This is a genomic window from Arundinibacter roseus, from assembly GCF_004348825.1.
Taxonomy (GTDB): domain Bacteria; phylum Bacteroidota; class Bacteroidia; order Cytophagales; family Spirosomataceae; genus Arundinibacter; species Arundinibacter roseus.
On sequence record NZ_SMJU01000002.1, the window covers coordinates 255,931 to 279,801 of the forward strand.

Consider the following 23,871-nt stretch of genomic DNA (forward strand, 5'->3'; position numbering starts at 1 on the left):
TCAATGGATTGCATTTGGGTCAAAGGTACGCAATCCCTGGCATACTATTTTTTGCGTTTCACTTAATCAACCAATTGAAAAACGCTCATGAACAACGACATAGAGATTAAAGGACAAACGCAGGATCAACAACCGGGACTTGAAAACAAAATGAACCCTGAACCCATCGTGATTCGGGATTCGTACGAAGGCAGTGGAAAACTGGACGGCAAAGTTGCACTCATAACGGGTGGCGACAGCGGAATTGGCCGTTCGGTGGCCGTACATTTTGCCCGCGAAGGTGCGCAGGTTGCTATCGTTTTTTTGAATGAAGATGAAGACGCCCTTGCGACCAAAGAGATGGTTGAAGCCGAGGGAACGGAATGCCTGCTGATTCAGGGAAATATTCAGGACGAACATTTTTGTCGGGAAGCTGTGGTAGAAACAGTGGAAAAATTTGGCAAGTTGAACGTATTGGTCAACAACGCGGCGGAACAGCATCCTCGCGAAAGTATTCGCGATATTAGCACTGAACAACTCACAGAGACGTTTTCGACTAATATTTTCTCCATGTTTCATTTTGTAAAAGCAGCTTTGCCGCACTTGCAGGCGGGAGACTCCATCATCAATACGACGTCCGTAACGGCCTATCGCGGTAGCGAAGAGCTGCTTGACTACTCGTCTACCAAAGGAGCGATTGTGTCTTTCACGCGGTCGCTGTCGGGAAATTTGGCCGAAAAGCAGATTCGGGTAAATGCCGTAGCACCCGGCCCGATTTGGACACCGCTGATTCCGGCGACGTTTGACGAGGAAAAAGTAGAAAAATTTGGCAAATACACGCCGCTTGGCCGGCCGGGTCAACCCAGCGAAGTTGCACCTTCGTTTGTATTTCTGGCCTGCGAAGATTCAAGTTATTTTACCGGACAAGTACTCCATCCCAATGGTGGACAGGTGCTTAACGGCTAAAAAATAGACAGCTGACGGTTCAGAAGGGCCGTCAGCTGTTTTGGTTTAACGGACTATTGGCTTTTCAAATCGTTAGCTTTTTATAATTTATGGAACATAGATAAGCAAGTCTAATTTCTCATTTTTTTTGACACCCGATATAGCTACCATCCCTTGCTCAGTCAAAACAAATGGCAACGCTGCTTCAAGACTTTGTCTCGAAGGTATCGCCTTGTGCGATACCATAAAATCTATTTATCCGTGGGCTATGGTGAGACACAGCCCACGGAAGGGGCGTCAATAAGCAGTTCTAAAACTCACTACTTCTAAAAAAAACTGCCACAGCTACAACCACCGTTTCAACACCCAATACAGCGGCGCACCTCCCAAAAACAAAAGCCAGCCAATGAGCGCGGCTTCGGGATCAGTAAGAACGACATTTACGGCGATTCCAAGCAAAAACAGCACAAAAAATGCCGGGAGCCAGGGATAGCCCCAAATCTTAAATCCGGTATGCGCATCGGTAGTATTTTTTTTAGGACGAAAAACAAAAAGCGTAGCAGCCGCACTTGCCAGCGCCAGGCTGTCGATCGACATCACGTAATTTACAATTTTTTCAAAGGTATCGAGCCACCACAGCGAACCTATCGCCGTTACGATCAGGAAAGTCAGGGCGTATTCCTGCGTTTGCGTTTTTTCATTTATTTTTTTGAAAAACGCTGGAAGAATTTTGTCATCGGCCATGGCAAAATACACGCGGGGTACCGACAGCATCGTAGCATTGATAAAACCGAGCACGGACATAAAAATGGCAAGTGAAAAAAATACTTCTCCCCACGGCCCAAACAGTGACCGGGCAAGGTCTGCGGCAATGAGACTGGAATTTTGCAACCCCTCAAAACCCAGGGTTCGGTAGTAGGCCAGATTGATGGTCAGGTACAGGCCAAGCACAAGACCCATGCCGATAAATATTCCTTTGGGGGTATTCTGAACCGGATTTTTGATGTCCGCACCGAAGTTAAGTGTTTGCTGATAACCTCCGTAGGTATAAAAAACGGCAATCAAGCTAGCGCCAAATGCTGTAAACCAGGAGGTTGCCGGTAAGATGGGGATGAGCGGTGCCAACGGATCTTCGGCAATAGGGCCTGTATGAAAAACCCCGAAACAAAGCACGAGCATCATCACAATTTTGGAGCCGCTCAGCAGGTTTTGGGTGCGCGAACCCGCCCGAATTCCCAACAGATTGATGCAATAAAAAAACAACAGCGTAATAACTGCCGTGCTCTGAATACCGCGACGATTGTGGAGTACGTCCGGAAGTAACGGGTTGATGTATTCGGAACCCAAAAGGGCCACGCCTGCCATGCCTGCACCATAGGTCAGGACGAGCACCCAGTTAATCATGAAGGCATACAGCGGGTGAAAGGCCGTCGAAATAAGTTTATAGAATCCGCCGGGAAAGTGATGCCGGGAGCCGATTTCTGCAAAAACCAGCGCCCCAATAATACTCACAATACCACCCGCTATCCAGGCAGAGAAAAAGATTTCGGGTGAGCCCGCCGCTCGGGCCACAATGCTTGGGGTTCGGAAAATTCCTACGCCAATAACGAGGCTGATGACGATCATGCCCACGTCGAAGGCGTTGATTTGCGGACGGATTTCGTTGGAAGGTTCAGGCTTTTTTTCTAACATAAAAATGAATGCAGCAGGACGTATCCTGCAATTGATTGGATGAGGCTGAAAATGAATTAATGAAAGAATAAATACCCAAGCCAAATGCCTGCTAAAACTCCGACAAAATCGGCAATGAGCCCGGCTACGATGGCGTACCGAGTGTTTTTGATGCCTACCGAACCAAAATACAAGGCCACGATGTACAGGGTTGTGTCGGCTGACCCCTGAAAAATACACACCAAACGGCCAATGAATGAATCGGGGCCAAACTCCTTCATGGCGTCAATCATGAGCGCCCGGGCACCGCTTCCGCTGAGGGGTTTCATGAGGGCAACGGGCAAAGCGTCGGTGAATTCGGTGTTGAAACTGGCGAACGAAAACAGGTATTTTAATCCATCTACAAGATATGTCATGGCCCCGCAGCTTCGAAAAGCGCTAATGGCTACGAGCATCCCTACGAGGTACGGAATGATTGTCACGGAGGTACTGAAACCGCCTTTGGCTCCTTCAATGAAGGAGTCGAAAACATTGATTTTTTTATACAATCCGCCCAACAAAAATCCTGCGACAATTAATAGTAGAACGGAATTTCCAAAAACAACGGAGACCGTTTCAATCTGTTCTTTGGGAAGTTGGGCAAGATAAAAAAGCATGAGGGAAATGAAAGCCGTGAGTCCACCCAAACCCAGCATGACCGTCCGGTTGAAGAGGTTGATGCGCTGCCAGGTAGCCGTTATGAGCATGCTGACCACGGTTGTGACGTAGGTGCCTACAACGCAGGGAATAAAAATGTCAGACGGACTTTCGGCGCCCAAAATGGCACGTTGCGCAATGATGCTGAGTGGAATGATCTGCAAACCGGACGTATGCAGTACCAGAAACATAATCTGAGCGTTGGAAGCCGTATCGGGTTTTGGGTTGAGTTCCTGCAAACTTTGCATGGCTTTCAGGCCAAAGGGCGTAGCGGCGTTGTCGAGGCCGATCATGTTGGCCGCAAAGTTCATAATCATCTGCCCATTGGCCGGGTGATTTTTCGGAACTTCGGGAAACAGCTTATTGAAAAAAGGCCCAATGACGCGCGCCAGTACGTTAATGGCTCCGGCTTTTTCGCCTACATTCAGAATTCCCAGAAAGAAAGTCATGACGCCCGCAAGCGGCAGGGCAATATCCATGACGGCGACTTCTGCCATGTCGAGCATCCCTTCTACGACGAGTTTGAAGGTGAGGGTATCGCCCAGAAAAATAAATTTGATCAGCGCAATGACAAACGCAATGACAAAGAAGAAGACAAAAATGTAGTTTAGCGCCATATGGGGTAGGTTTGAATAACAATGCTAAGCAAAACCAGCCTATTTATCAACGATACCGGCCATAAAGCTTTTATTTATCCTTACCCGACTATTTTTTTTAATCCAAAACTTCCCCCCAAAATTCCTGCAAACCAAAGCGCCGACATCGGGTTGTAGACCGTAAGCGCCACCAGCGAAATCAGGGCGATTGTGAGCGTCAGCCACGGCACTAACGGATAAGCCGGCGTGCGGAACGGACGGGGCAGATTTGGCTCTTTTTTTCTTAAAATAATAAAAGAAACCAGCGAATATGAATACATGGTTAGCGCCCCAAAGGCTGATAGAATTATAATTTCCGCCGTGGACTGAGTCATCAGTGCGGCTAGCCCGATCAACATATTGATCAGAAGGGCGTTGGACGGTGTTCTGAACTTGTCATGAACTTTTCCCAAAAAGGCCGGGCCGTTGCCCATTCGGCAAAACTCGTAGGTAGCGCGCCCGGCGGCGAGCAACAATCCATGAAAAGAAGCGACAAGCCCAAAAAGTCCGAAGATGATTAGTAACGTATATAGCGGGTGTTTGGCTGTGCCAATCCTCTGCAAAGCCAATGGCAGAGGAGAATCGGAAGCAGCCCCGTTTTGGTCGAAAACGACTCCTTCCCAGCCCGAAACTCCGACCGCAGAAACGAACGTCAGTCCACAAAGCAGGACGAGGGTGGTCATGGCAAAAAGAAATCCGCGGGTTAAGTCGCGCTGCGGATTCAGGCTTTCTTCGGCTACGTTGGCAAGTCCTTCAATGCCCAGAAAAAACCAGATTGCAAACGGAATAGCTGCAAAAACTCCGCCCCATCCGTTGGGTAATGCATTGGCTGTGAACGACTCTGCTGAAAAATCAGGCAGGGTAATTCCAGCAAAAAGGATCAGGCCGAGCACGGCTACAACCGTTACAAAAAGTTCAAAACGAGCCGCCAGGTGCGTGCCCAGGATATTCAATAGCGTAAAAAGGATGTAGACCGAAAAGGCAAAAACCGCCGGAGGAATGTTCGGAAAAAACAGCGAGAGATACGCGCCGATACCTGCGGCAATAGCAGGAGGCGCAAAAAGAAATTCTATGTTTTGGGCCATTCCGGCCAGAAAACCACCCGTGCTGCCCATTGCCCGGCTTGCATAGTCGAATGCGCCGCCAGCTTTGGGAATGGCGCAGGCCAGTTCAGCATAGCTTAGTGTAAAACCAACGTACATCAGAATGGCCAATGCAGTAGCGAGAGCCATGCCAAGCGTGCCGCCTTGTTGCAAACCTAGGTTCCACCCAAAGTACATGCCGGAAATGACGTAGCCAACGCCAAGCCCCCAAAGCAGCGTAGGGGTCAGGGTTTTTTGGAGATTTGGGTTTTCGGTGGCCACAGGAAGTCTCGGGGTTTAGGTTATTTAATAGATTCGGCTATTTCTACCGCTATTCATTTAGGTTTTATTACTTCTTAAACAGCAGCGCCTTAATTGGCTGAATGCGTGTGATAACCCAGGTCGGGATAATTAACACCAAACTCACGACGAGCAAAGTCAGCAGGTTGACGAGCAACACTGTGCCCCAGTCAAACACAATCGGCACCTGAGCCATGTAGTAATTGATGGGGTCGAGCGGCACGAGTCCAAACTCGTATTGGAGCCAGCAAAGCAGTAGTCCAATTGCATTGCCAAAGAGCATTCCCCGCGTAATCATATACACGCCAATCCGCATAAAAATGGCCCGAATCTGCCGGTTGGGACTTCCGAGGGTTTTGAGCAAACCCACCAACGGCGTGCGTTCCATAATCATGACCAGCAAAATCGAAATCATATTGAAAGAAGCAACGAAGAGTATCAGCACCAGAAAAACAACCGTGTTGCGATCCAGCAGTAGCAGCCAGTCAAAAATTTGGCGGAAGCTTTCGGTAACTTTTTGCAGGTACATATCCGGTGACATCCGATTGAAAATATCAGCAGCTGCAACTTCGAGCTGTTCAAAATCGTGGAGGTAAATTTCGTAGGCCCCCACGCTGTCTGTGCCCCAGTTGTTCAGGCGCTGAATCAATGCCAAATCGCCCACAATGAGCGAGTTGTCAAACTCTTCCATGTCGGTTTTGTAAATACCCGCTACGGTCAGCTTGCGTGCTCGTGGAGGATTTTGAACAAAATACATCAGCACTTCGTCACCCGATTTGAGTCGTAGCTGCGAGGCGATTTTATAACTCAAAATAATTTCATTGGAATAGCCGCTGTCCGGAAACTGAATCAGACGACCTTCAATAAGACTTTCTTCAAAAAGTGACCAGTCAAAACGAGCGTCAACGCCTTTCAGCACCACGCCTTTGAGCTCATCGGGAGTTTTCAGAATACCGGATTTGTGTGCCACCGGCTGCCAATGCCGGATGTAGGGCAAGAGCGAAAGGTCGTCTGAAAGCGGCGTGTGAAGCGGCAACGGGCCTTCTTCGTAGCTGTTGTTGAGCGTGAGTGAACTGACCCGCAGGTGCGCACCAAACAAAAATACTTTATCCTGAATGACGTTTTTAAACCCAAAAAGAACCGCAAACGCCACAATCCCGACGGCCGTGCTGATGGCAATGCTCGCCACACCGATGCGGGAAACGGTTGCCGAAAAAGAACCTACGGCGTTGTGTCGAATACGATTGGCAATGAAGGCTGGAAATTGCAAGGCAGGCGGGGATTTTAAGTTTTAGTAGTAATTTGGCAAAAATAACGAAAAACCTTTCCCATGACATATCTTCTTTCTTTTCTGCTGATTTGGAGCACCACCGCCTGCGCATTTTCCAAACCTGAGCAAACCAAAAATGCGGCTATACAAACCGACAAAAATTCCTCCGCCAACCTGCAACTGGGACTGGAACGAATCGGCGAGTATCTGCCGCTGCTGAAAGGAAAGCAGGTGGGGCTGGTTGTCAATCACACCACAATTTTCTCAAACGGCACGCATTTGGCCGATTCGCTGCTGGCGCTGGGCGTGCAGGTAAAAACCATTTTTGCGCCCGAACACGGGTTTCGCGGGGAGGCAAGCGCCGGTGATATAATCAAAAATGGACGCGACACCAAAACCGGGCTGCCGATTGTGTCGCTGTATGGCAAAAACAAAAAACCTACACCCGAACAACTCAAAGAACTTGACGTGGTGATTTTTGATATTCAGGATGTTGGCGTGCGCTATTATACCTACCCGAGCACGATGCACTACGTGATGGAGGCCTGTGCCGAAAACAATAAACTTTGCCTCGTGCTGGACCGCCCAAATCCGAACGGTGACTACATCGACGGCCCTGTACTGAATCCGGCCTATGCCTCTTTTGTGGGGCTAAACCCGGTGCCGATTGTGCACGGACTTACCTCCGGCGAGCTGGCGCTGATGATCAATGGGGAAGGTTGGCTGGCAGGCCGCAAGACCTGCAATTTGTCCGTGATTCCGTGCCTTGGCTATACGCATCAAACGCCCTACGTGCTGCCCGTGAAGCCTTCGCCCAATTTGCCAAATCAACAGTCGGTGCGGCTGTATGCGTCTATTTGCCTGTTTGAACCTACAATCGTGAGCGTTGGCCGGGGAACTGATACGCAGTTTCAGGTGATTGGCGGGCCCGTCAAAGCGTTTGGCGATTATCAGTTTACGCCCGTTGACAAGCCCGGAGCGCAGAATCCACCGAACGAAGGGGTGCTGTGCTATGGACTGGATCTCCGTTCGGTAGACACCCAAATCGAGAAGTTTACGCTGAAATACCTGATTGATTTTTATAACAAAACACCTGACAAGACGAAGTTCTTTACCAGCGAAAAATTCTTTGATAACCTCGCCGGTTCAGATTTGATTCGGACGATGCTGAAAGCCGGAAAGTCAGAAGCTGAGATAAAAGCTGCCTATGCGCCCGACCTGGAAAAGTATAAGGAAATGCGGAAGAAATATGTGTTGTATGCGGATTAGTTTAGATAGATTGATTGTTTGCGAAAGTTTCGGAAATGTAAGTAGATAGGGGCGGAATAAGGCATGGACCTACGGGCCGCTCCTACGGAGCTAGTCAATTTATGGGAGATTCAGCATCTACAAACGGTTAGCTCCTACGGAGCGATAAGAAGTGAATTGTAAGTATATGTAGTTGATAAATAATTACTTATAAAATAGAATTCACTAATTTACAAAATATAAATGGTCCAGATTTACCCAGCGTACGACGAACTTTCGCTAAGCTGCAAATTAAGTCCCTAGGAAGCCCGCGCCCAGGTGAAAGGAATACTTATGGCATATGTTCGTAAATTTATGTAAACTTTAAATTCAGAATAAAATGGTAGAGTTCAAAATTCAATTGGAAGAAAGCTTTGTGCAAACAATGGGTTACAAGCAGATAGAAACTTACTTGCAGGAATTTATGCAGAAAGTTGTTCTCAAACTTGCTGCACAGGATATTTTGAAAGACCTGGAAAGCATTGACCTTGAAAATGATAAAGAATGGCAAGTGTCAAGGAATTTGGCCTGGCAACAAGAGAAACATAAATATTTTGCGTAATAATGACAGATTTCGTAATTGACGCAAATATTTTAATGAGCATATTGATAAGCGGTAAGGCGAGTTACAAACCCTTGTTAACGTACTATAATTTCATTCTTCCCGACTTTGTATTGGTAGAAGTTGAAAAGTATAAGCATATTTTAAGAACGAAGCATAGAATGCAAGATGATGAGTTTTTGCAATGGACTTATTTTGTGTTTTCGCAAATTACAATTTTACCACAATATGCTTTAAACGAAGAAAGTCTTAAAAAGTCTAAAAAGTTGCTTGACAAGATAGATTTGAAAGATACGACTTACGTAGCATTAGCAATGCAGTTGGATTTGCCACTTTTGACAAGGGGCAATCCATTATATGAAGGTTTGAGAAAGCAAGGATTTCGAAAGGTTATGCTTTTTAAAGACTTTTTACAGACATTTTGACGATGTGATTTGAAATCCTTCCACCCAGACCCATATCTCACGAGCCTAGGTTAAGGAATACGTGTTGTATGCAGATTGGTTCAGATAGATTGATAGTTTACGAAAGTTTCGGAAACGTAGGTAGATAAGAGGCGGAACAAGTGCAAGTCCTACGGGCCGCTCCATACGGAGCTAGACACGTTAAAGGTCGATATAGTATCTATAAACGGTTGGCTCCTATGGAGCGATAAGAAGTGGATTGTAAGTGTATGTGGTTGATAAATAAGTGTTTATAAAATAGATTTTACTAAATTCTAAAAGTAATGGTGCAGATTTATCCAACCTACGACGAACTTTCGCTGGCCGCTGCCGGGCAGGTAGCGCAGCTTTTACATCAAAAACCCGAGGCCGTGCTGTGTCTGCCTTCGGGAAGTACGCCGCAGGGTATGTTCAAAATCCTGGCCGATTGGAGCAAAGCCGGAACCGTGGATTTCTCGCGCTGCACCTTTGTCGGCCTGGACGAATGGGTGGGCCTGGGCCCAGACGACGAGGGCAGTTGCCGCTATTGGCTGGACCGCGATTTCCTGCATCCCGTCGGTTTTCGGGCGGAGCAAATCATATACTTTGATGCCAAAAGCGCAGATCTTCAAGGGCAGTGCAACTGGGTCAATCAAAAAATTGCGGAGCTGGGTGGACTGGACCTGATGGTGTTGGGCGTTGGAATGAACGGGCATCTGGCTCTGAATGAGCCGGGTACGTCTTTTGGCTGCTATGCGCACCTGAGCGAGCTGGCGCCGATTACGGTTGAGGTGGGGCAAAAATATTTTGCTAAACAAACTCCGCTTACCCGCGGTATTACCCTCGGGTTGCGGCATGCACGGGAAGCAAAAAAACTGCTGATTCTGGCAAGTGGTGCAGCAAAGGCGGAGGTTATGCGGCAGGCACTGACGGGGCCCGTTACCGAAGAATTTCCGGTAAGTTTGGTGCAAACCGATGAGCAAATTTTGGTAATGCTGGACGCCGATGCCGCTTCTGAGCTGGACAGGTAGTAAGTATAAAAGCCTGAGTATCATTGATTGATTCAGGTCAAAATCGTGTGACAGAAATTTTTCTTTATTGGATAGTAATTTGTTCATTAGTAAATAGTTAAAAACCATAAACCCCTAAATCTAACTACCTATGAAAACGCTGCAAGTATTTATTTTTTGTTTTGGGCTATTTTCTGCAAATAGCCTTTTTGCACAAACGCACATTGACCTGACGGGCGGCTGGGAACTGAACGTACAAACCGACATGGGCAGCGGCTCGCCTACGTTTCAATTGAAGCAGGATGCGGAGGGAAACCTGACGGGTACCTACGAAGGACAACTCGGGGAAAGTGAAGTAAAAGGAACCCTAAAAGGCAACGTATTTCACATTGAGTTTTCGGTGCAGGACAACGTGATTATGTACGACGGAACGGTAGAAAACGATGCCCTGAGCGGCAAAGTCGTGCTCGGATCAATGGCCACCGGAACGTTTACCGGCAAGAGAAAGAAAGGGTGAGCTCAGTTAATCAACTTGAATAGCCGTCACTACAAGGAAAATAAGCGTAGAAGAACAGGGGAGGGGTGCGGTTGTATGGGGGTTGGTGGAATTTTTAGGACGATACCAACAAATAATGGACAGAATTAGAATAACGAAAGAAAATATCAAGAATTGGCCAAAATTTGAAGCATTACTAAATGATGGAAAAATTAAGTTCGACTCAATTGGTCGGCTGCGTTATTTACACGGTTCACCAGTTGGAGATTTAATTCAGACAAAAATGGATAAAAAAGGACAGCCAATTTTTCAAGAAATTGCCGAAGAATGGTTCGACCCAGAAAGTCAAAAAGCGAAAGATTTTATTTGGCCTTAATAAAGTAATGAAAATGAACTAATCTAAAAAAAATGCCCAAACTTTTTTACTTGACACACATCAAGACATAGTTGAGTATGCAGATACCTTGGTAACCAATATTCTTGACAAAAAGGAGTTTGATTTTTTAACATATCCACCAAATTGAGGTTTGACGGAATTAGAAGTAAACGAACTTAAAAAACTTAACAACAACGAGTATTTGAAAAGTGCCTTAAGAAAAGTAGTTGCAGACAATTCAGCAGGTATTGTTTTCATTATGCTAAACTTATTTGATGGAACTGGCTTTCCCAAAAACGATAATAACGATTGGACTGGTCTAAAAGTTATTGACGATGAACCTAATGAAAATTCAGAACTTGTTGACGACTGGTTACACGATAAATTTTACGAAACTTATTGGGACTGGAAGAAAATTAGAGTCGATAAAAAATGGAAACTGGACACTCACGAAGAATAAATAAGGATACTAATTAGCGGTTGGCTCAATGTCGGGTGAAGTAGTTAACTTAGTATTTGTACTAAATCCAAGCTAAGTGTAGCTAATGAAGTTTAGTGCTGAAAATCTAAGGCTTCGTCGGGCGGTAAAACGTTGGGCATAATTTTAAAATAAAAATTAATAATACAATGTTGACAAAAGACTTTTATAGTACCATAGATGCTGAACTTGATACACTCATCACAAAATACAAAGATGATACACTCATCCAAAAGCACAAAAATGCCATTAATAATCAAAAGTCTTATGCACTTTTGATTTGGTTTCTTGACTTTTATGGAAGAATTTCCAATTATTCTAACTTTATCACAGACGGAGATAATGACAGTTCTTGTGATATTGTATTTGACTCCCTGAATAATCAAGGAAATAGAGTTTTCTATGTTGTTCAATCAAAGTGGAATAATGCGAATAACTCTGAAAAAGAAACCAATAAAGATGAAATTTTGAAAGCCTTAAATGATTTTGAAACTATTTTACGAGGCGAAAAGAAAAGTGTCAATGAGAAATTAAAATCTAAGTTGGAAGAACTTGATGTACACCTAAAGGCAAATGGAGAGGTGAAGTTTATTTTTCTTTCATTATCTCAATACAAGGGGGGAGCAGATGAAAATATTGAGGCATTTAGACGTAATGATGTCAAAACTAAATTTGAGGTAATTGACATCAATAGAATTAGAGTAGATTATATTGATAGGAAGTATAAAAAAATAGATCCCATTAATCCTCTTGACACTTATCAAGACCCCGAAGAAAGTCCTATTAACATTGAAATTGTACAAAAAGGCGGTAGTGTTAAGATTGAGAAACCTTTTGAGGCTTATATGTTTCTACTTCGTCCAAAATCAATTTGGGAGCTTTTTAGAACGTATGGTTTTGCCTTGTTTTATAAGAATGTTCGAAATCCACTTTTACAATCACAGTTTAATACTGATATTGAAAGAACAGCACTTGAAAACCCATCATACTTTTGGTACTATAATAATGGAATAACTGCAATAACATTTTTATTGCCTGAAATTGGGAAAAAAGCAGAGAAAGTATCATTAACAGGCTTGCAAATTATAAATGGTGCGCAAACAGTTTATTCTATTTACCGTGCCTATGAAAGTGCTTCTCCAACAAAACGTATTCAAATGGATAGTGAGGCATTGGTTACTTTGCGTTTGCTGAAATCAGGTGGGAAAGATTTTGACCTAAACGTAACAAGATATACTAATTCCCAAAATCCCGTACAAGATCGAGATTTTTGCGCAAATGATGAAATTCAGGTGGATTTACAAAATGAGTCCTACCAAACAAGTATTTGGTATGAAAAAAGGCGTGATGAGTTTAGAGAGACCCCGGTAGGCGTTAAGAAAGTGCCTAACTTTGTATTTGCCAATGTGTATTTAGCCTATCATTTACAAGATCCTGTAAGCGTACTAAAAAATCATACACAACGATTTGGAACCCACAAAGACCTTAATTTCATTTCACACAAAGATCATAAAGACGGACTCTATGAAAAAGTATTTAATAAAAATACATCTTTTGAAGATATGCTCTGTGCTTTCTATATATTTAATACTATTGAAAGCACGACCCAATTTTCTTACGAAGATACATTTAAAACTAACCTTTATCATTTGCTTGCTTTATTTAAGGTCGCCTTTACAAAATATCTTACCGCTAAGTATGGAGATAAAATTAATGTAAATAGACAGATAGTTAAAATCTATGAACTAGGAGAAAAGGAAATCATTTTAAAGACTTTTAAATTCCTTAATCAGTTTGTTGAAAAACAAATTGAAGTAGCCAATAATGAAGAAAAAACAACAGAGCGTATGATTAAATTCTTGTTCACCTTGTCTCACTATCAAAAGATTTACGATACATTAGAAGACACTGAAATATATGTAAAGGATATTGATGATATTGTGTTGAAAGATGATGACAATATGATTGAAGGCAATAAAGACACCGAAATGGCAAGGGAGCAGTAATAAATACCATGCCCAATAGCATGTTTGCAAGAAGTCGGGACAATATGCGTAATTTACTCCTATGTGCTTCGTATCAAGTTTAGTGTTAACGGACAGTTTATTGCTTTGAAATACGACCCCACCCAGGCCCAGGTGAAAGCACAAGGCCTCGAGTGAATCCAAATAAAGAAACTCGCCAAATGTCTGACTCTGTATATTTAAATAGGAATGGTCAGAAGTGGAATAGTGATTTTGTGTGCGGTGGATTTGACAAAATTTTTCCGAAAAATCCAGTTCCATATACCTTCTCTTTTGATGGGCGAAATCGCCAGAATGTCCGTTTCGTTGTTGGTTGCCAAAGCCAGAATTGACTCAATAATATTCTCACTATCGACTTCCAGCAATTGAGGTGTTTTATGTGTGAAATGTTGGTCTATCAATGTTTTATACGCTGAGCGAATTTCTTCTTTACGCTCTTCGGAATATTCATCATCCCAAACATGCAGCACGCACAACTCGGCACTAAACTCGTTGGTAAAATCATTAAGAAAAACCAGGGCAGGGCCTTCCTTTGCCTCATAGCCCGACGCATACATCAACTTTTCCGGATGTCTAAACACCGTATCCCCGGGAATAGCCAATACGGGGCAGGTAGATTGGGTCATGATTTCTGCCGTGAAACTGCCAATTGTAACTTCCTTTAAACCGCTTGCACCCTTGGTGCCCATCACAATCAAATCTACGTTTGTTTGTTTACAGTAGTCGAGCAAACGAATGTGTTCCGGGCCGCGGTCCAGTTCCACCGACACGGAGATTGAATCGTCCTGTGACCGGATTTTTTCAGCCATTTTGGAAAGTTGCCGGAGTAGGTTTCGCTCCGTTTCATCATTGCCTTTTTTCCTTTGCGCAGGTGGATAAAATCCACTTTCGAAAGGTATAAATGCGTGGTAAAGTATGACAGAGGCTTCGAGTATTTTGGCAAGCTGTATCGCATATTCCAGCGCATATTCGGCCGGAACAGAGAAATCAGTAGGAACCAGAATTGTTTTTATTTTTTTCATGAATTAGTAACATTTAAGTAGTTAATCGTTGCCTTTAAGCGCCTCAAATCCTGCAACAACATCAAATAGTTCTTCATCAATGGAGCTTTGGCGAAGGCGGTGAAATTTAAACCCAAGTTCTTCCAATAATTCTTCAATACTCTTTTCGGCCCGTTGCATGGCAATCAGCCGACTTGCGTTTTCGCTAGCTAATGATTCGGCACATGCCTGAAATAATGAGATATAGAGATATTCACGAATGAGGGCAGAAAGGGTTTTCATTGGATTGCCTACCACCTGAGGTGGATTTTTTGTTGGCCATTTTTTTTCTTTGAAAAGTTCCAGCCAATTTTCATTCAAAGGAAGTATTTGTTGGACTACCTGTGAGTACCCAAACTCTGGATTTGGTTTATTATGAAAAATATGCAGGTGCGTGGTACTCTCATAGTCAGTTTCTTCCTGACTCTTGACTAAGAGTTCGCCCACAAGTGGAGAAATATACTTGACAGATCCCGGAACGGGAAACAGCTTTTCCGGCAAAAAACCTTCGTCCGACAATAGCAATTGAATGCGCTCGCCAACGGCCCAAACGCTTTTTTTGCCGGGCAGATCTTGCAGCGTCTTTGCCACAAAGCCGGCAAGAGAATCGTTGAATTGGCCAACAAGGCCCTGATCTGATCCGAAAACAATGGCAATGTGGGAGGTTGCCTCTTGTTTTAGCGCATTTTTGGCCTGTACAAGCGATTTGGATCGGTTAGTTCTAAGGTAAGCCACGATACCCAGGGCCACGGTGGTGCTGTAATCTTCCAGCGAGCTCAGGGCTGTTTCATATTGCCCGATATTGGAGGCCGCCATGGCTTTCATGGTGCTTACGACCGATTTCAGGTCTTCGGCTCCATCCAACTTTCGGCGAAGACTTTCCAGTGTATCCATTAGTCTTTGGTGGTTGTAGCCTGCTGCGGGTGTACGGATTGAAGTACTTCTTCGGCAATATTCAAAAGTACCTGCCGATGCTGATCCGGTAATTTTTTGTTTGCAAACAAATTTTCCAGAGTATCAGCCGGAATCAGGCGTACGCTTTCAATCAGCGCATCCTGAGCCTGCTGCATTTTTTCTACGGGGATTCTGTCCAAAATACCGGCGGTAAGTGCCAGAAGAACAATGAATTGCTCCGGAACTGACATGGGATGCAGTTCTTGCTGTTTGAGACAAATCCGGATACGTTTTCCGTGCTCAATAATTTTCATGGTATTTTCATCCATTCGTGTTCCAAAGCGCGAAAAAGACTCCAATTCCTCAAATTGAGCATAATCAAGTTTTAGATTGGCAATAGCCCGGTAGGCAGGCAGCTGGGCTTTTCCGCCCACCCGTGATACCGACTTTCCAACATCTACCGCTGGCAGGATACCCAGTTCAAATAGTTTTGGAGAAAGGTAAATCTGCCCATCAGTTATAGAAATCAGGTTGGTTGGAATATAGGCGGAAATATTCTGAGCCTCTGTTTCTATAATCGGCAATGCCGTAATGGAACCTCCGCCCAACTTTGCCGATAGGCGGGTGGAGCGTTCGAGAAGTCGGGAATGAATATAAAAAATATCTCCCGGAAAAGCTTCCCGACCGGGCGGTCTTCGCAGCAGTAGCGAAAGCTCCCGATAGGCCCGGGCGTGGTTGGTAAGGTCGTCGTATACAATCAGCACATCACGTCCCTGTTCCATAAAATACTCAGCAATGGAAGTTGCGGCATATGGGCAAATGTATTTCAGGCCGGGCGAGTTGTTGCCCTCTGTCACCACCATAATGGTGTAGTCCATGGCGCCGTTTTCTTCCAGATTTGCGCGGACTTTGGCAACCGAAGACGCGCGCTGCCCGATGGCACAATAGATGCAAATCACATTTTTATCACGCTGATTCAGAATGGTATCCATAGCGATGGCCGTTTTCCCGGTTTGTCGGTCACCTAATATCAGCTCGCGCTGTCCGCGGCCAATCGGAATCAGAGCGTCTATGACCTTGATGCCTGTTTGCAACGGCACACTCACGGCCTGCCGGTCCATGATAGCATGAGCAGGGCGTTCGATGGGTAAACGTTGTCCGGTCAGAATCTCGCCCTTGTTGTCCATAGCCTCACCCAACGGATTAATGACCCGGCCAATGAGGGCATTTCCAACGGCTATGTCCGTAACTCTTCCGGTCCTTTCAACCTGATCGCCCACGTGCAGCAGCGAGTCTTCGCCAAGCAAAATGACGCCGATTTCGTGCTCATCGAGGTTGTAGGCAATGCCAAACAACCCGTTGGGGAATTTTAATAATTCCTCAAAGCCCACGCCGGGTAAGCCATTTACCCGAACGATGCCAGTAGATACGCTGGTTATAAAACCCGTTTCTTTAATTGAAAGGGTGAAATCGTGGTTTTCCCTGCTATTTTCAAGCGCTTCAAACGCACGATCGATCATTTTTTCTGCCTGACCTGAAAACATAGTCATTGGTTCAATATGAATAAAGGCACTTTAAATACCATCCGTACTTGCACTCAATTCTGAGTGGAGGTCGAAACAATGGCTCATTCTATTTCTGTTGGGCCACGGCGTCGGAGGTTTGCTTGATTGTTTCCGAAACCTCCTGCTGCAACTCGTCCAGGTAAGCAGAAACTGTCCAGGAGAATTTGTATCCGTTCAAGGATAGCTCGATACCGTTTGTGAGCTGTGAGGATACCCTGAATAAATACTCAGCCGAGGCGCCTAGTATTTTGTCCACCTCGCTTTTAATCTCATTCTGTAAATCTGAATCCAGGTTAAAAGCGGTTTGTACCCGCACGGGATTTGCTGCCGATTGATAGGCCTGAATCAGCTGCAACTTTTCTTCGGGCTGTACAGTGCGTAGTTTTTTTAGAAAAACGGCGATCATCTGTTCGTCCAGACTTACGGTTGCCAGGTCTTTCAGCGTTTTTCGGGAAATCTGCAAAACTTCTCGTTGTGTTTTTTGTGCAATTTCCTTCAACATATCGTTCTGCTTGGTGAGTAGTGCATGTTTGTGCTCGGCCCGAAGCATTTCTGCTTCGCCCGCTACCGCATCCAGACGTTTTTTACGCTCAGCTTTTATCTCATCAAGCAGATCATTCAAATGCTGCTGTTTTTGCTCATCAAACAGTTTATTTTTTTCTATGTACAGGGCTTTCTCCCTTTGAGCGTCTTCTCGTTTGCCTTCTGCATCCTGTATCTGACCATTAATCTTCTTTTCCCGTGCGTCAATTGCGCCCAGAATAGGCTGGTATAAGTAGCGTTTAAGGAGCCACACAAGAATGAAGAAATTAATGATTTGGGCTATTACCGTAAACCAGTCAATTTGCATAGTTTGGTTAGTTTGAAATGAAGTGATTCCAGAATGGATTCGCAAAAATCAGGATCATCGAGACTACGAAACAATAAATGGCCGTGGATTCTATCATGGCCAAACCTACAAACAGAGTTCGGGTGACGGTGGGTGCGGCGTCAGGTTGCTGAGCAATAGATTCGAGAGCGGCAGAGACCGCTTTTCCCTGACCAATAGCCGGAAACATACAGCCTATGCTCGTTGTAAATCCTGCCATTATGATTGAGACCATTCCAATAAGTGCTATACTGTCCATTTTTTTTATGATTATTTATTTGTCGGTTATACTCGGTTTTTTAACGGCAGCAGCAATATATACCGTTGCCAGGATACTGAAAATATAGGCCTGAACTATTCCCGTGAGTAGTCCAAGGGCATTCATGATGACAGGGAAAATCAGGGGGGTAATTGTAATCAGAATGGCCACGACCATGCCTCCGCTCATCATATTGCCAAACAGACGTATGGCCAGTGCAAGCGTACGCGATACCTCACTGATGAGGTTGAATGGTAACATGATGAATGTGGGCTGATAGTAGGATTTTAGATAGTTGATAAAACCCTCTGACCCGATGCCATAAAACGGAACTGCCATAAAGACGCAAATCGCCAGGGCGGTGGTGGTAGAAAGAGAGCCGGTGGGCGGGTGGTACCACGGTAAAATGATGCTGACATTGGCAACGGCTATGAAAAGGAATAGCGTCCCAATGAAGCTGATGTACTTTTCGGGCCGGTCAAGTCCTACTTCTTTGATTTGGCTATTGATACCCGTAACGATAATTTCCAGAACACACTGCCAACGGGAAATCCGAATATCAGATTTTAGATTTCGGGTAATCAGCGCGGCGCCAGCTACCATCACAAACATAAGGGCCCAGGTAGTGACAATGGTCAGGTTAAGATGAACAAAACCCAACTCCCACAGGATGGTTTCGTCCGGGCTAAGCTTCATGACTCTTAAATTTAGTGGATGATTTTTCCTGTTTCTCTATTCGCTTGGTTGCAAAAAGTACCAGATAGCGTGCCATGATAAATCCTGCCAGGCAGATGAGCGTAATTTGCCAGCTGCCCATGCCGACGTAGTAAAAACCAGCCAGGCATATAACAACCCGCAGGACGTAACTCCCTAAAAAATATAAACCCGGCGAGCGACTTGTTAAGGCGCGCCTGACCGTTAACCAAAGCCCCCCAAAATACACCGCGCCAAGGATTAAGCCCGGCAAGAAGGCAAAAGCAGGATATCCGTTTACAAATTCTTTCATATCCAATTGTTTACTATTTATTGTTAAATAAGGTAAGTTTATCTACCCTTGACTAAAAATTTATGAAAAATAGGAGAGGATTCATGACTTGTAAAAAATGAATGTCAGTTTCCAGCATGATTATCCTCTGTTGGTATTCTTCCCTTGGGGGATTTTCTATTTTCTCATTTATTTATTTCCTTATTTTCTCTCGCAATCCAATATCCACCAATGACACAGCCGGTCGTAAGCCCAACGAGCAGGAGCGTTAGGGCCCATGAAAAGGACTGCGGGTAGTTTTTGTCGAGCCATATTCCGGCGGCTGCCCCCAACAGGGCCGGTACAGCCACCGACCAACCGACCATCCCAAACATTCCTAAACCAGCCCATACGCCCGGACGATTTTCGTGTAGTGCTTTGAGTTTTCGTTTTTCCATTTCGGAAACCTTGCGACTAAATTCACTTTCCTTGTTGTGTTCAGCAGGTTCCATAGTTATTCTTTTCGAAATTTTTCTAAACTCAGCAGTAGTCCGGTTTCAAGTTTCACCATCACCGATCGTACATTCTTTTCGCTTTCGGTCAGCTCTTTGAACTGTTGCTGAACGGCCTCATGAAGTTCCCCAAGATTGAGTCCCGCTATGGCATTGCGGACAGAAATGAGTACCTGGTTTCCTGCTTTTACGAAAATACCTTCATCAATTGCGACATAGGAATAGCCTTCCGATTGGATCTCGTAGCTAAGAATGCCAGCCTGTAACGAGGCCACGCAGTCGAGCCTTTGGGGCAATATTCCATACGAGCCATCATTTGTTTGAATAACCAGGCGACTTACCTCCCGAACTTCCGCAAAAACACCGAAGGGCAAAAGGATTTTTAAGGTCAAGAGTTTTTCTTTCATTTTTCGTCGACATTAATTGCATCATTTTTAGCCACAGCAGCCGTTTGCTTTCCTTTATTTTTGGTAAGCGCTTCTTCTACCTTCCCAATCATGTAAAAATTGCGCTCCGGCACATCCGCAAACTCATCTGCCAGAATACGCTCGCAACCATCAAGTGCATCTTCCAGGCTCACTTCTTTACCTTCCAAATCACTGAACTGCTCGGTTGAAAAGAAAGGTTGTGTGAAGAAACGTTCGAGTTTTCGCGCGCGGTTGACCAGCCGCCTGTCGGCGAGAGACAATTGTTCCAAACCAAGCATTGCAATGATATCTTTTAGCTCCTCATACTGCGCAAGTGTCTGTCGAATTTGCTGAGCGAGCCGGTAGTGTCTTTCTCCTATTATGGCAGGGGTCGCCATTTTTGAATCGGATTGAAGCAAGTCAATGGCCGGATAAAGCCCTTCACCTGCTTTTTTTCGGGAAAGAACAATGGACGCCGAAAGATGTGAAAATGTATGCACGGCAGCAGGGTCTGTCAGATCGTCGGCGGGTACATACACCGCCTGAATGGATGTAATGGCACCAGTATTGGTATGGGCAATCCTCTCTTCAAGCTTGGATAAATCCGTGCCCATCGTGGGCTGATACCCAAGCCTTGAAGGCATTTGGCCCATAAGGCCCGAAACCTCCATTCCTGCCTGAATAAACCGAAAAATGTTGTCAACGAGCAAAAGTACGTCGCGCTGCTCGTCGTCGCGAAAGTACTCCGCCATCGTAAGCGCCGCATGACCTACCCGAAAGCGTGCTCCGGGCGGTTCGTTCATCTGCCCAAACATTAGCACCATATTGTCCAACACCCCCGCGTCTTTCATTTCGTAGTACAGTTCCTGTCCTTCCCGGGAGCGTTCTCCGATTCCGCAAAAGATACTGACCCCCTGATTCTGTCCTACCATGTTATGAATGAGCTCGGTAAGTAAAACCGTTTTGCCTACTCCGGCCCCGCCTAACAATCCCGATTTGCCGCCTCTTTCCAAGGGCAGAAGTACATCAATAGCCTTGATGCCGGTAACAAAAATCTCTGACTTTGTAGACCTGACCGACAGAGGAGGCGGTGCCTGATGAATGTTGCGTCGTTCTCCTTCCGGCAAGGGGTCGAGCGTATCAATCGTATTTCCAAAAATATCAAACATCCGTCCCAGGATTTTTTTTCCAACCGGCACAGTCAGTTGCTGTCCCTCAGTCTTTGCCGACATGCCTCTTGCCAGGCCCTGAGTTGGCGTCAGAGCAATGCAACGGACGGTTTTGCTATCAAGTTGAGTCATCACTTCAAAAGCAATTTCATCCATGTCTCCCGCCCGCAACAAGGTATGTATAGCAGGCAAATCTGTTTGGAAGCGTACATCTACCACGCTGCTTCTCACCGAAATGATTTTTCCAACAGTGGATATATTCTGAAAGCTATCATTCGAGTTTCTTGTCATAAAATGCAAATAATTCAGTGTTCAGGCTTAATTGGCAAACGAATCATTTTTATTAAAAACAGAGGCGGATTAACTACTGCTAAGTTTCCAGCACCTGCAATTCTTTGATTACCAAAATGCCGAGAATAAGTTATGAATATATAAGTTTATTATTAATAAATTAAGGTTACAATATAGCTTAATAACAAGTTCAGGCTCTCACACAATGGTAGTCTTGTGCTGGTTTTTTAATTTAATAAAGGTTGTATGATGAGTATGCTAACTTTTTGTAAAACAAATGGTTAGGCACGCAACTCTGGTAGAGTATTAAAGCAATTTAGTTTTGCTTACGATAGGATTACATGCTTGAAGATACATCCCAAGTACCAATAATGCTACGAAAAACCTTGTTTTTTTGTTATTACTTGCCCAATAGCATGAGAAGGAATTGTGAGTTTTAACGGAATCAGGGTTTTAGGCAGAAGATCTTCTGCCTAAAACGTAGTCCGTAGGCAGACCCGTGAAACACGGGCCTGGCTGAAGAAAAAGCTTCCCTGCAAAACTTCTCTCATCCATTTGTCTGGAACATTTTCCTCCTCCCAGGCATGTATCTCCTTAGGCACAATGTCACTATTTTTAGAATCAAAAATAAAATCTTCTATTGATCGGTGAATAATCCTGTAAAGAAAAGTTAGATTTTGAGGAATTTGTCAGGCTGAGCGTAGTCGAAGCCAGTCTATACAGTCGGGCTTCGACCGCCAGGCGGCCCTGTACGCTCAGCCTGACATTCATGTTCTTTACGGGCCAATTCATCCATCAATAAACTCAAAATAAGCTTGTGGCAGGTCCATAAGACATGAACCAAAGTGAAGTGGAAAGATATTTCTTACTACTTTTCAATCGTTACTTTTTAATAAACTGTATGGCCTGATCTTCCCAATTATCTCCTTGCAAATATATGTCAGGCTTAATGCCTTCTTTATCTACCGAAAACCCGGTATCTAGCCACAAGTTTCTGTTGGTCGGCAATTGAACACGAATAGTAGAACATGTAGTTGCGTAATTTACAATATTCCCATAGTCAATCATTCCTCCGGAATTTGTACCCATCACTACCACCTTATCGCTTTGCCTTGCTGCTAAGGTGAAAAACTCGCCGCTGCTAACGGTATTTTGATTAATAAGTAAAGCTACCTTTTTTGGAAAAGGTTTAACTTTATCAATCTTCAAAGTGTCAAATAGTGTGCCATCATTATTGAACATTTTACCGTAGCTTGCTTTCATTTTATTCAGCCTTTCATCCAATTTACTTTTAGTTAAGCTATCAGCTTGTTCGTAGTAATCTGCAATGTATTGATACCATTTTGTAAAGTTGGTCTCGGTCATTCGCATTTCCGCATTATATATCTGTATGGGTTTGGAATAGATATACTCAATTACCTGCATGCCAATGCTATAATCTCCCCCAGTATTGTTGCTCAAATCTACAATCCAATAGGGAATAGACTCTAACTCCTTTTTGTATTTTTTTAGTAAAAACTGCGTTTGCTCGTAAGAATTATTTTCAAAGGAAGGGAATTTCCAAATAGCAACATCGGTATTGATTTTCAGACTTGGCGCATATCTATCCTTCGACATTTCATATTCTGTCAAGTCCAGTTTTACCTGAGGTTCCGGAAACTTTTTTTCAAAAAATATAATATCAAAATCCAGAATGTTATGTACCACTTTAACCTCGTGCGTCGAAATATCAGATTTGTCTCCTTCATAAAATGATCCGGTATAGGTATCGCCCATTTTTTGTATGACTAATTTGACTTCGCCAACTTTCCAATTTTCATTGGCAGTTGCCAGTATGGTGGCGTAATACAGATTTTCTTTCGCCTGTGTGATTCCAAGAGTATAGCTCGAACTTTCATAAATTCCTTCTATTGGATCAATGTTTTTAGTAGTGGATATATAAGATTTTATTTCGCTTTCAGTCAGATAAGTCGTAAGAATGTCAATCGTTTTATTTTTTTCGACTTTATTTGTATATACTTTGGGTTTATTGTACCGGATTCTTAAATGCTTATCTGTAAAAAAGGAAATCCACTCCTGCAACACTTTGGCACAGGTGCTATCGTCTTTAATATTTTGAACCTTTAAATACTGATTATTTGTCCAGCTTGTGTAGGCATTTTTATTGTTGACTGTTACTTTATCAAACCAGCCTGCATAATTGTCTTCTACAATTTTTTGTGTTTGGAAAAACAAACTATCACAAGCACAATTTTGACTATAAGTAATTGTACAGGAAAGGAATAAAAGACTGAGAATTAAAGTTCTTTTCATACGTTAAATTTTGGTTGTGTGTCTGGTATACGAAAGCTGCAAATTGAGAACCGGTTGTTTGAGTAATTGTACACGAAAAAACTCTTTTTGTTTTTATGTAACCAGTTTAATATAAGTGTGTGTTTTCTATAAGCCCCAAGGAAACGATTTCCTGTCAAATTTCCAGCTAACTTTCTTAATTTATTATTTGGTGACATAGAGTCGAACTAGTATTGATGAAAAGTAGAAGAAAAATGGATAGAAGCGTGCGTAGAAGCTGTTTCCCTTCTCTGAGGCTTGTGTCTCACAAGCCTCACGCATAATGTATTCGTTTTGAAAAGCTTCCTTGCAAAACATCTCTCATCCATTTGTCTGGA

24 protein-coding genes are annotated in these 23,871 nt (G+C 44.0%); 9 read left to right on the plus strand and 15 right to left on the minus strand.

The genetic code is table 11. The features are described 5' to 3' along the window. Positions 1–87 precede the first annotated feature (87 nt). Positions 88–945, plus strand: coding sequence for an SDR family oxidoreductase (locus tag EZE20_RS03605; RefSeq protein ID WP_132114586.1), 858 nt, complete (start codon positions 88–90; stop codon positions 943–945). Positions 946–1,269: 324 nt separating this feature from the next. Here the strand turns inward: EZE20_RS03605 and EZE20_RS03610 are convergent, their stop codons facing one another. From EZE20_RS03610 to EZE20_RS03625, 4 genes are all read right to left on the minus strand, one after another. Next, positions 1,270–2,616, minus strand: coding sequence for an APC family permease (locus EZE20_RS03610; RefSeq protein ID WP_132114588.1), 1,347 nt, complete (start codon positions 2,614–2,616; stop codon positions 1,270–1,272). 56 nt (positions 2,617–2,672) lie between these two features. Continuing rightward, a complete protein-coding gene (locus tag EZE20_RS03615) occupies positions 2,673–3,908 on the minus strand; it encodes a nucleoside recognition domain-containing protein (protein ID WP_132114590.1) in 1,236 nt (411 codons plus the stop codon). Between the two features lie 80 nt (positions 3,909–3,988). Then, entirely contained in the window at positions 3,989–5,290 is a 1,302-nt protein-coding gene (gene eat, locus EZE20_RS03620; RefSeq protein WP_132114592.1) for an ethanolamine permease, read from the minus strand. Positions 5,291–5,357: 67 nt separating this feature from the next. Beyond that, a complete protein-coding gene (locus EZE20_RS03625; protein ID WP_132114594.1) occupies positions 5,358–6,578 on the minus strand; it encodes an ABC transporter permease in 1,221 nt (406 codons plus the stop codon). A gap of 60 nt (positions 6,579–6,638) precedes the next feature. On the opposite strand from EZE20_RS03625, the gene EZE20_RS03630 reads away from it, so the two are divergent. The 8 genes from EZE20_RS03630 (at position 6,639) to EZE20_RS03665 (ending at position 13,215) form a co-directional block, all read left to right on the plus strand. Then, the gene (locus EZE20_RS03630; RefSeq protein ID WP_132114596.1) at positions 6,639–7,847 is read left to right on the plus strand and encodes an exo-beta-N-acetylmuramidase NamZ family protein; all 1,209 of its coding nucleotides are present in this window, start codon (positions 6,639–6,641) and stop codon (positions 7,845–7,847) included. Positions 7,848–8,205: 358 nt separating this feature from the next. Beyond that, complete coding sequence (locus EZE20_RS03635; protein ID WP_132114598.1) at positions 8,206–8,427, plus strand: hypothetical protein; 222 nt, start codon at positions 8,206–8,208, stop codon at positions 8,425–8,427. 2 nt (positions 8,428–8,429) lie between these two features. Beyond that, complete coding sequence (locus tag EZE20_RS03640) at positions 8,430–8,852, plus strand: PIN domain-containing protein (RefSeq protein ID WP_132114600.1); 423 nt, start codon at positions 8,430–8,432, stop codon at positions 8,850–8,852. 302 nt (positions 8,853–9,154) lie between these two features. Beyond that, positions 9,155–9,880, plus strand: a complete 726-nt coding sequence (locus EZE20_RS03645; protein WP_132114602.1) for a 6-phosphogluconolactonase — start codon at positions 9,155–9,157, stop codon at positions 9,878–9,880. Between the two features lie 130 nt (positions 9,881–10,010). Next, entirely contained in the window at positions 10,011–10,376 is a 366-nt protein-coding gene (locus EZE20_RS03650) for a hypothetical protein (protein ID WP_132114604.1), read from the plus strand. A gap of 115 nt (positions 10,377–10,491) precedes the next feature. Continuing rightward, positions 10,492–10,731: a hypothetical protein gene (locus EZE20_RS03655; protein ID WP_132114606.1), complete on the plus strand. Its 240-nt coding sequence runs from the start codon at positions 10,492–10,494 to the stop codon at positions 10,729–10,731. Between the two features lie 151 nt (positions 10,732–10,882). After that, on the plus strand, positions 10,883–11,191 hold the full coding sequence (locus EZE20_RS03660; protein ID WP_132114608.1) for a hypothetical protein: 309 nt from the start codon (positions 10,883–10,885) through the stop codon (positions 11,189–11,191). 167 nt (positions 11,192–11,358) lie between these two features. Then, positions 11,359–13,215: an AIPR family protein gene (locus EZE20_RS03665; RefSeq protein WP_132114610.1), complete on the plus strand. Its 1,857-nt coding sequence runs from the start codon at positions 11,359–11,361 to the stop codon at positions 13,213–13,215. A 197-nt stretch (positions 13,216–13,412) separates the two neighbouring features. On the opposite strand, the gene EZE20_RS03670 is transcribed toward EZE20_RS03665, so the two are convergent. The 11 genes from EZE20_RS03670 to EZE20_RS03720 all read right to left on the minus strand — a co-directional run bounded on the left by EZE20_RS03670 (position 13,413) and on the right by EZE20_RS03720 (position 23,515). Then, a complete protein-coding gene (locus tag EZE20_RS03670; protein ID WP_132114612.1) occupies positions 13,413–14,255 on the minus strand; it encodes a universal stress protein in 843 nt (280 codons plus the stop codon). A gap of 21 nt (positions 14,256–14,276) precedes the next feature. Next, entirely contained in the window at positions 14,277–15,167 is an 891-nt protein-coding gene (locus EZE20_RS03675) for a F0F1 ATP synthase subunit gamma (RefSeq protein WP_132114614.1), read from the minus strand. After that, on the minus strand, positions 15,167–16,717 hold the full coding sequence (locus EZE20_RS03680) for an alternate F1F0 ATPase, F1 subunit alpha (protein ID WP_317129150.1): 1,551 nt from the start codon (positions 16,715–16,717) through the stop codon (positions 15,167–15,169). The genes EZE20_RS03675 and EZE20_RS03680 overlap by 1 nt, the downstream gene beginning before the upstream one ends. An 82-nt stretch (positions 16,718–16,799) precedes the next feature. Then, positions 16,800–17,582, minus strand: a complete 783-nt coding sequence (locus tag EZE20_RS03685) for a F0F1 ATP synthase subunit B family protein (protein WP_132114616.1) — start codon at positions 17,580–17,582, stop codon at positions 16,800–16,802. A gap of 7 nt (positions 17,583–17,589) precedes the next feature. Beyond that, complete coding sequence (locus EZE20_RS03690) at positions 17,590–17,859, minus strand: F0F1 ATP synthase subunit C (protein ID WP_132114618.1); 270 nt, start codon at positions 17,857–17,859, stop codon at positions 17,590–17,592. Positions 17,860–17,874: 15 nt separating this feature from the next. Continuing rightward, a complete protein-coding gene (locus EZE20_RS03695) occupies positions 17,875–18,555 on the minus strand; it encodes a F0F1 ATP synthase subunit A (protein ID WP_132114620.1) in 681 nt (226 codons plus the stop codon). Continuing rightward, the gene (locus EZE20_RS03700) at positions 18,545–18,865 is read right to left on the minus strand and encodes an ATP synthase subunit I (RefSeq protein ID WP_132114622.1); all 321 of its coding nucleotides are present in this window, start codon (positions 18,863–18,865) and stop codon (positions 18,545–18,547) included. Before EZE20_RS03700 ends, EZE20_RS03695 begins: the two co-directional genes overlap by 11 nt. A 164-nt stretch (positions 18,866–19,029) precedes the next feature. Further along, the gene (locus EZE20_RS03705) at positions 19,030–19,335 is read right to left on the minus strand and encodes an AtpZ/AtpI family protein (protein ID WP_132114624.1); all 306 of its coding nucleotides are present in this window, start codon (positions 19,333–19,335) and stop codon (positions 19,030–19,032) included. Between the two features lie 2 nt (positions 19,336–19,337). Beyond that, complete coding sequence (locus EZE20_RS03710) at positions 19,338–19,742, minus strand: F0F1 ATP synthase subunit epsilon (protein WP_132114626.1); 405 nt, start codon at positions 19,740–19,742, stop codon at positions 19,338–19,340. After that, positions 19,739–21,202, minus strand: coding sequence for a F0F1 ATP synthase subunit beta (atpD, locus tag EZE20_RS03715; RefSeq protein ID WP_132114628.1), 1,464 nt, complete (start codon positions 21,200–21,202; stop codon positions 19,739–19,741). Before atpD ends, EZE20_RS03710 begins: the two co-directional genes overlap by 4 nt. A gap of 882 nt (positions 21,203–22,084) precedes the next feature. After that, positions 22,085–23,515, minus strand: coding sequence for a S41 family peptidase (locus tag EZE20_RS03720; RefSeq protein WP_132114630.1), 1,431 nt, complete (start codon positions 23,513–23,515; stop codon positions 22,085–22,087). Positions 23,516–23,871: the final 356 nt, after the last annotated feature.

Bases quoted from the DNA above. Each gene is read 5' to 3' on its own strand.
- EZE20_RS03605 (WP_132114586.1), top strand. From the start codon at position 88: ATGAACAACGACATAGAGATTAAAGGACAAACGCAGGATCAACAACCG.
- EZE20_RS03610 (WP_132114588.1), bottom strand. From the start codon at position 2,616: ATGTTAGAAAAAAAGCCTGAACCTTCCAACGAAATCCGTCCGCAAATC.
- EZE20_RS03615 (WP_132114590.1), bottom strand. From the start codon at position 3,908: ATGGCGCTAAACTACATTTTTGTCTTCTTCTTTGTCATTGCGTTTGTC.
- EZE20_RS03630 (WP_132114596.1), top strand. From the start codon at position 6,639: ATGACATATCTTCTTTCTTTTCTGCTGATTTGGAGCACCACCGCCTGC.
- EZE20_RS03635 (WP_132114598.1), top strand. From the start codon at position 8,206: ATGGTAGAGTTCAAAATTCAATTGGAAGAAAGCTTTGTGCAAACAATG.
- EZE20_RS03640 (WP_132114600.1), top strand. From the start codon at position 8,430: ATGACAGATTTCGTAATTGACGCAAATATTTTAATGAGCATATTGATA.
- EZE20_RS03645 (WP_132114602.1), top strand. From the start codon at position 9,155: ATGGTGCAGATTTATCCAACCTACGACGAACTTTCGCTGGCCGCTGCC.
- EZE20_RS03650 (WP_132114604.1), top strand. From the start codon at position 10,011: ATGAAAACGCTGCAAGTATTTATTTTTTGTTTTGGGCTATTTTCTGCA.
- EZE20_RS03655 (WP_132114606.1), top strand. From the start codon at position 10,492: ATGGACAGAATTAGAATAACGAAAGAAAATATCAAGAATTGGCCAAAA.
- EZE20_RS03665 (WP_132114610.1), top strand. From the start codon at position 11,359: ATGTTGACAAAAGACTTTTATAGTACCATAGATGCTGAACTTGATACA.
- EZE20_RS03670 (WP_132114612.1), bottom strand. From the start codon at position 14,255: ATGAAAAAAATAAAAACAATTCTGGTTCCTACTGATTTCTCTGTTCCG.
- EZE20_RS03675 (WP_132114614.1), bottom strand. From the start codon at position 15,167: ATGGATACACTGGAAAGTCTTCGCCGAAAGTTGGATGGAGCCGAAGAC.
- EZE20_RS03680 (WP_317129150.1), bottom strand. From the start codon at position 16,717: ATGACTATGTTTTCAGGTCAGGCAGAAAAAATGATCGATCGTGCGTTT.
- EZE20_RS03685 (WP_132114616.1), bottom strand. From the start codon at position 17,582: ATGCAAATTGACTGGTTTACGGTAATAGCCCAAATCATTAATTTCTTC.
- EZE20_RS03690 (WP_132114618.1), bottom strand. From the start codon at position 17,859: ATGGACAGTATAGCACTTATTGGAATGGTCTCAATCATAATGGCAGGA.
- EZE20_RS03695 (WP_132114620.1), bottom strand. From the start codon at position 18,555: ATGAAGCTTAGCCCGGACGAAACCATCCTGTGGGAGTTGGGTTTTGTT.
- EZE20_RS03700 (WP_132114622.1), bottom strand. From the start codon at position 18,865: ATGAAAGAATTTGTAAACGGATATCCTGCTTTTGCCTTCTTGCCGGGC.
- EZE20_RS03705 (WP_132114624.1), bottom strand. From the start codon at position 19,335: ATGGAACCTGCTGAACACAACAAGGAAAGTGAATTTAGTCGCAAGGTT.
- EZE20_RS03710 (WP_132114626.1), bottom strand. From the start codon at position 19,742: ATGAAAGAAAAACTCTTGACCTTAAAAATCCTTTTGCCCTTCGGTGTT.
- atpD (WP_132114628.1), bottom strand. From the start codon at position 21,202: ATGACAAGAAACTCGAATGATAGCTTTCAGAATATATCCACTGTTGGA.
- EZE20_RS03720 (WP_132114630.1), bottom strand. From the start codon at position 23,515: ATGAAAAGAACTTTAATTCTCAGTCTTTTATTCCTTTCCTGTACAATT.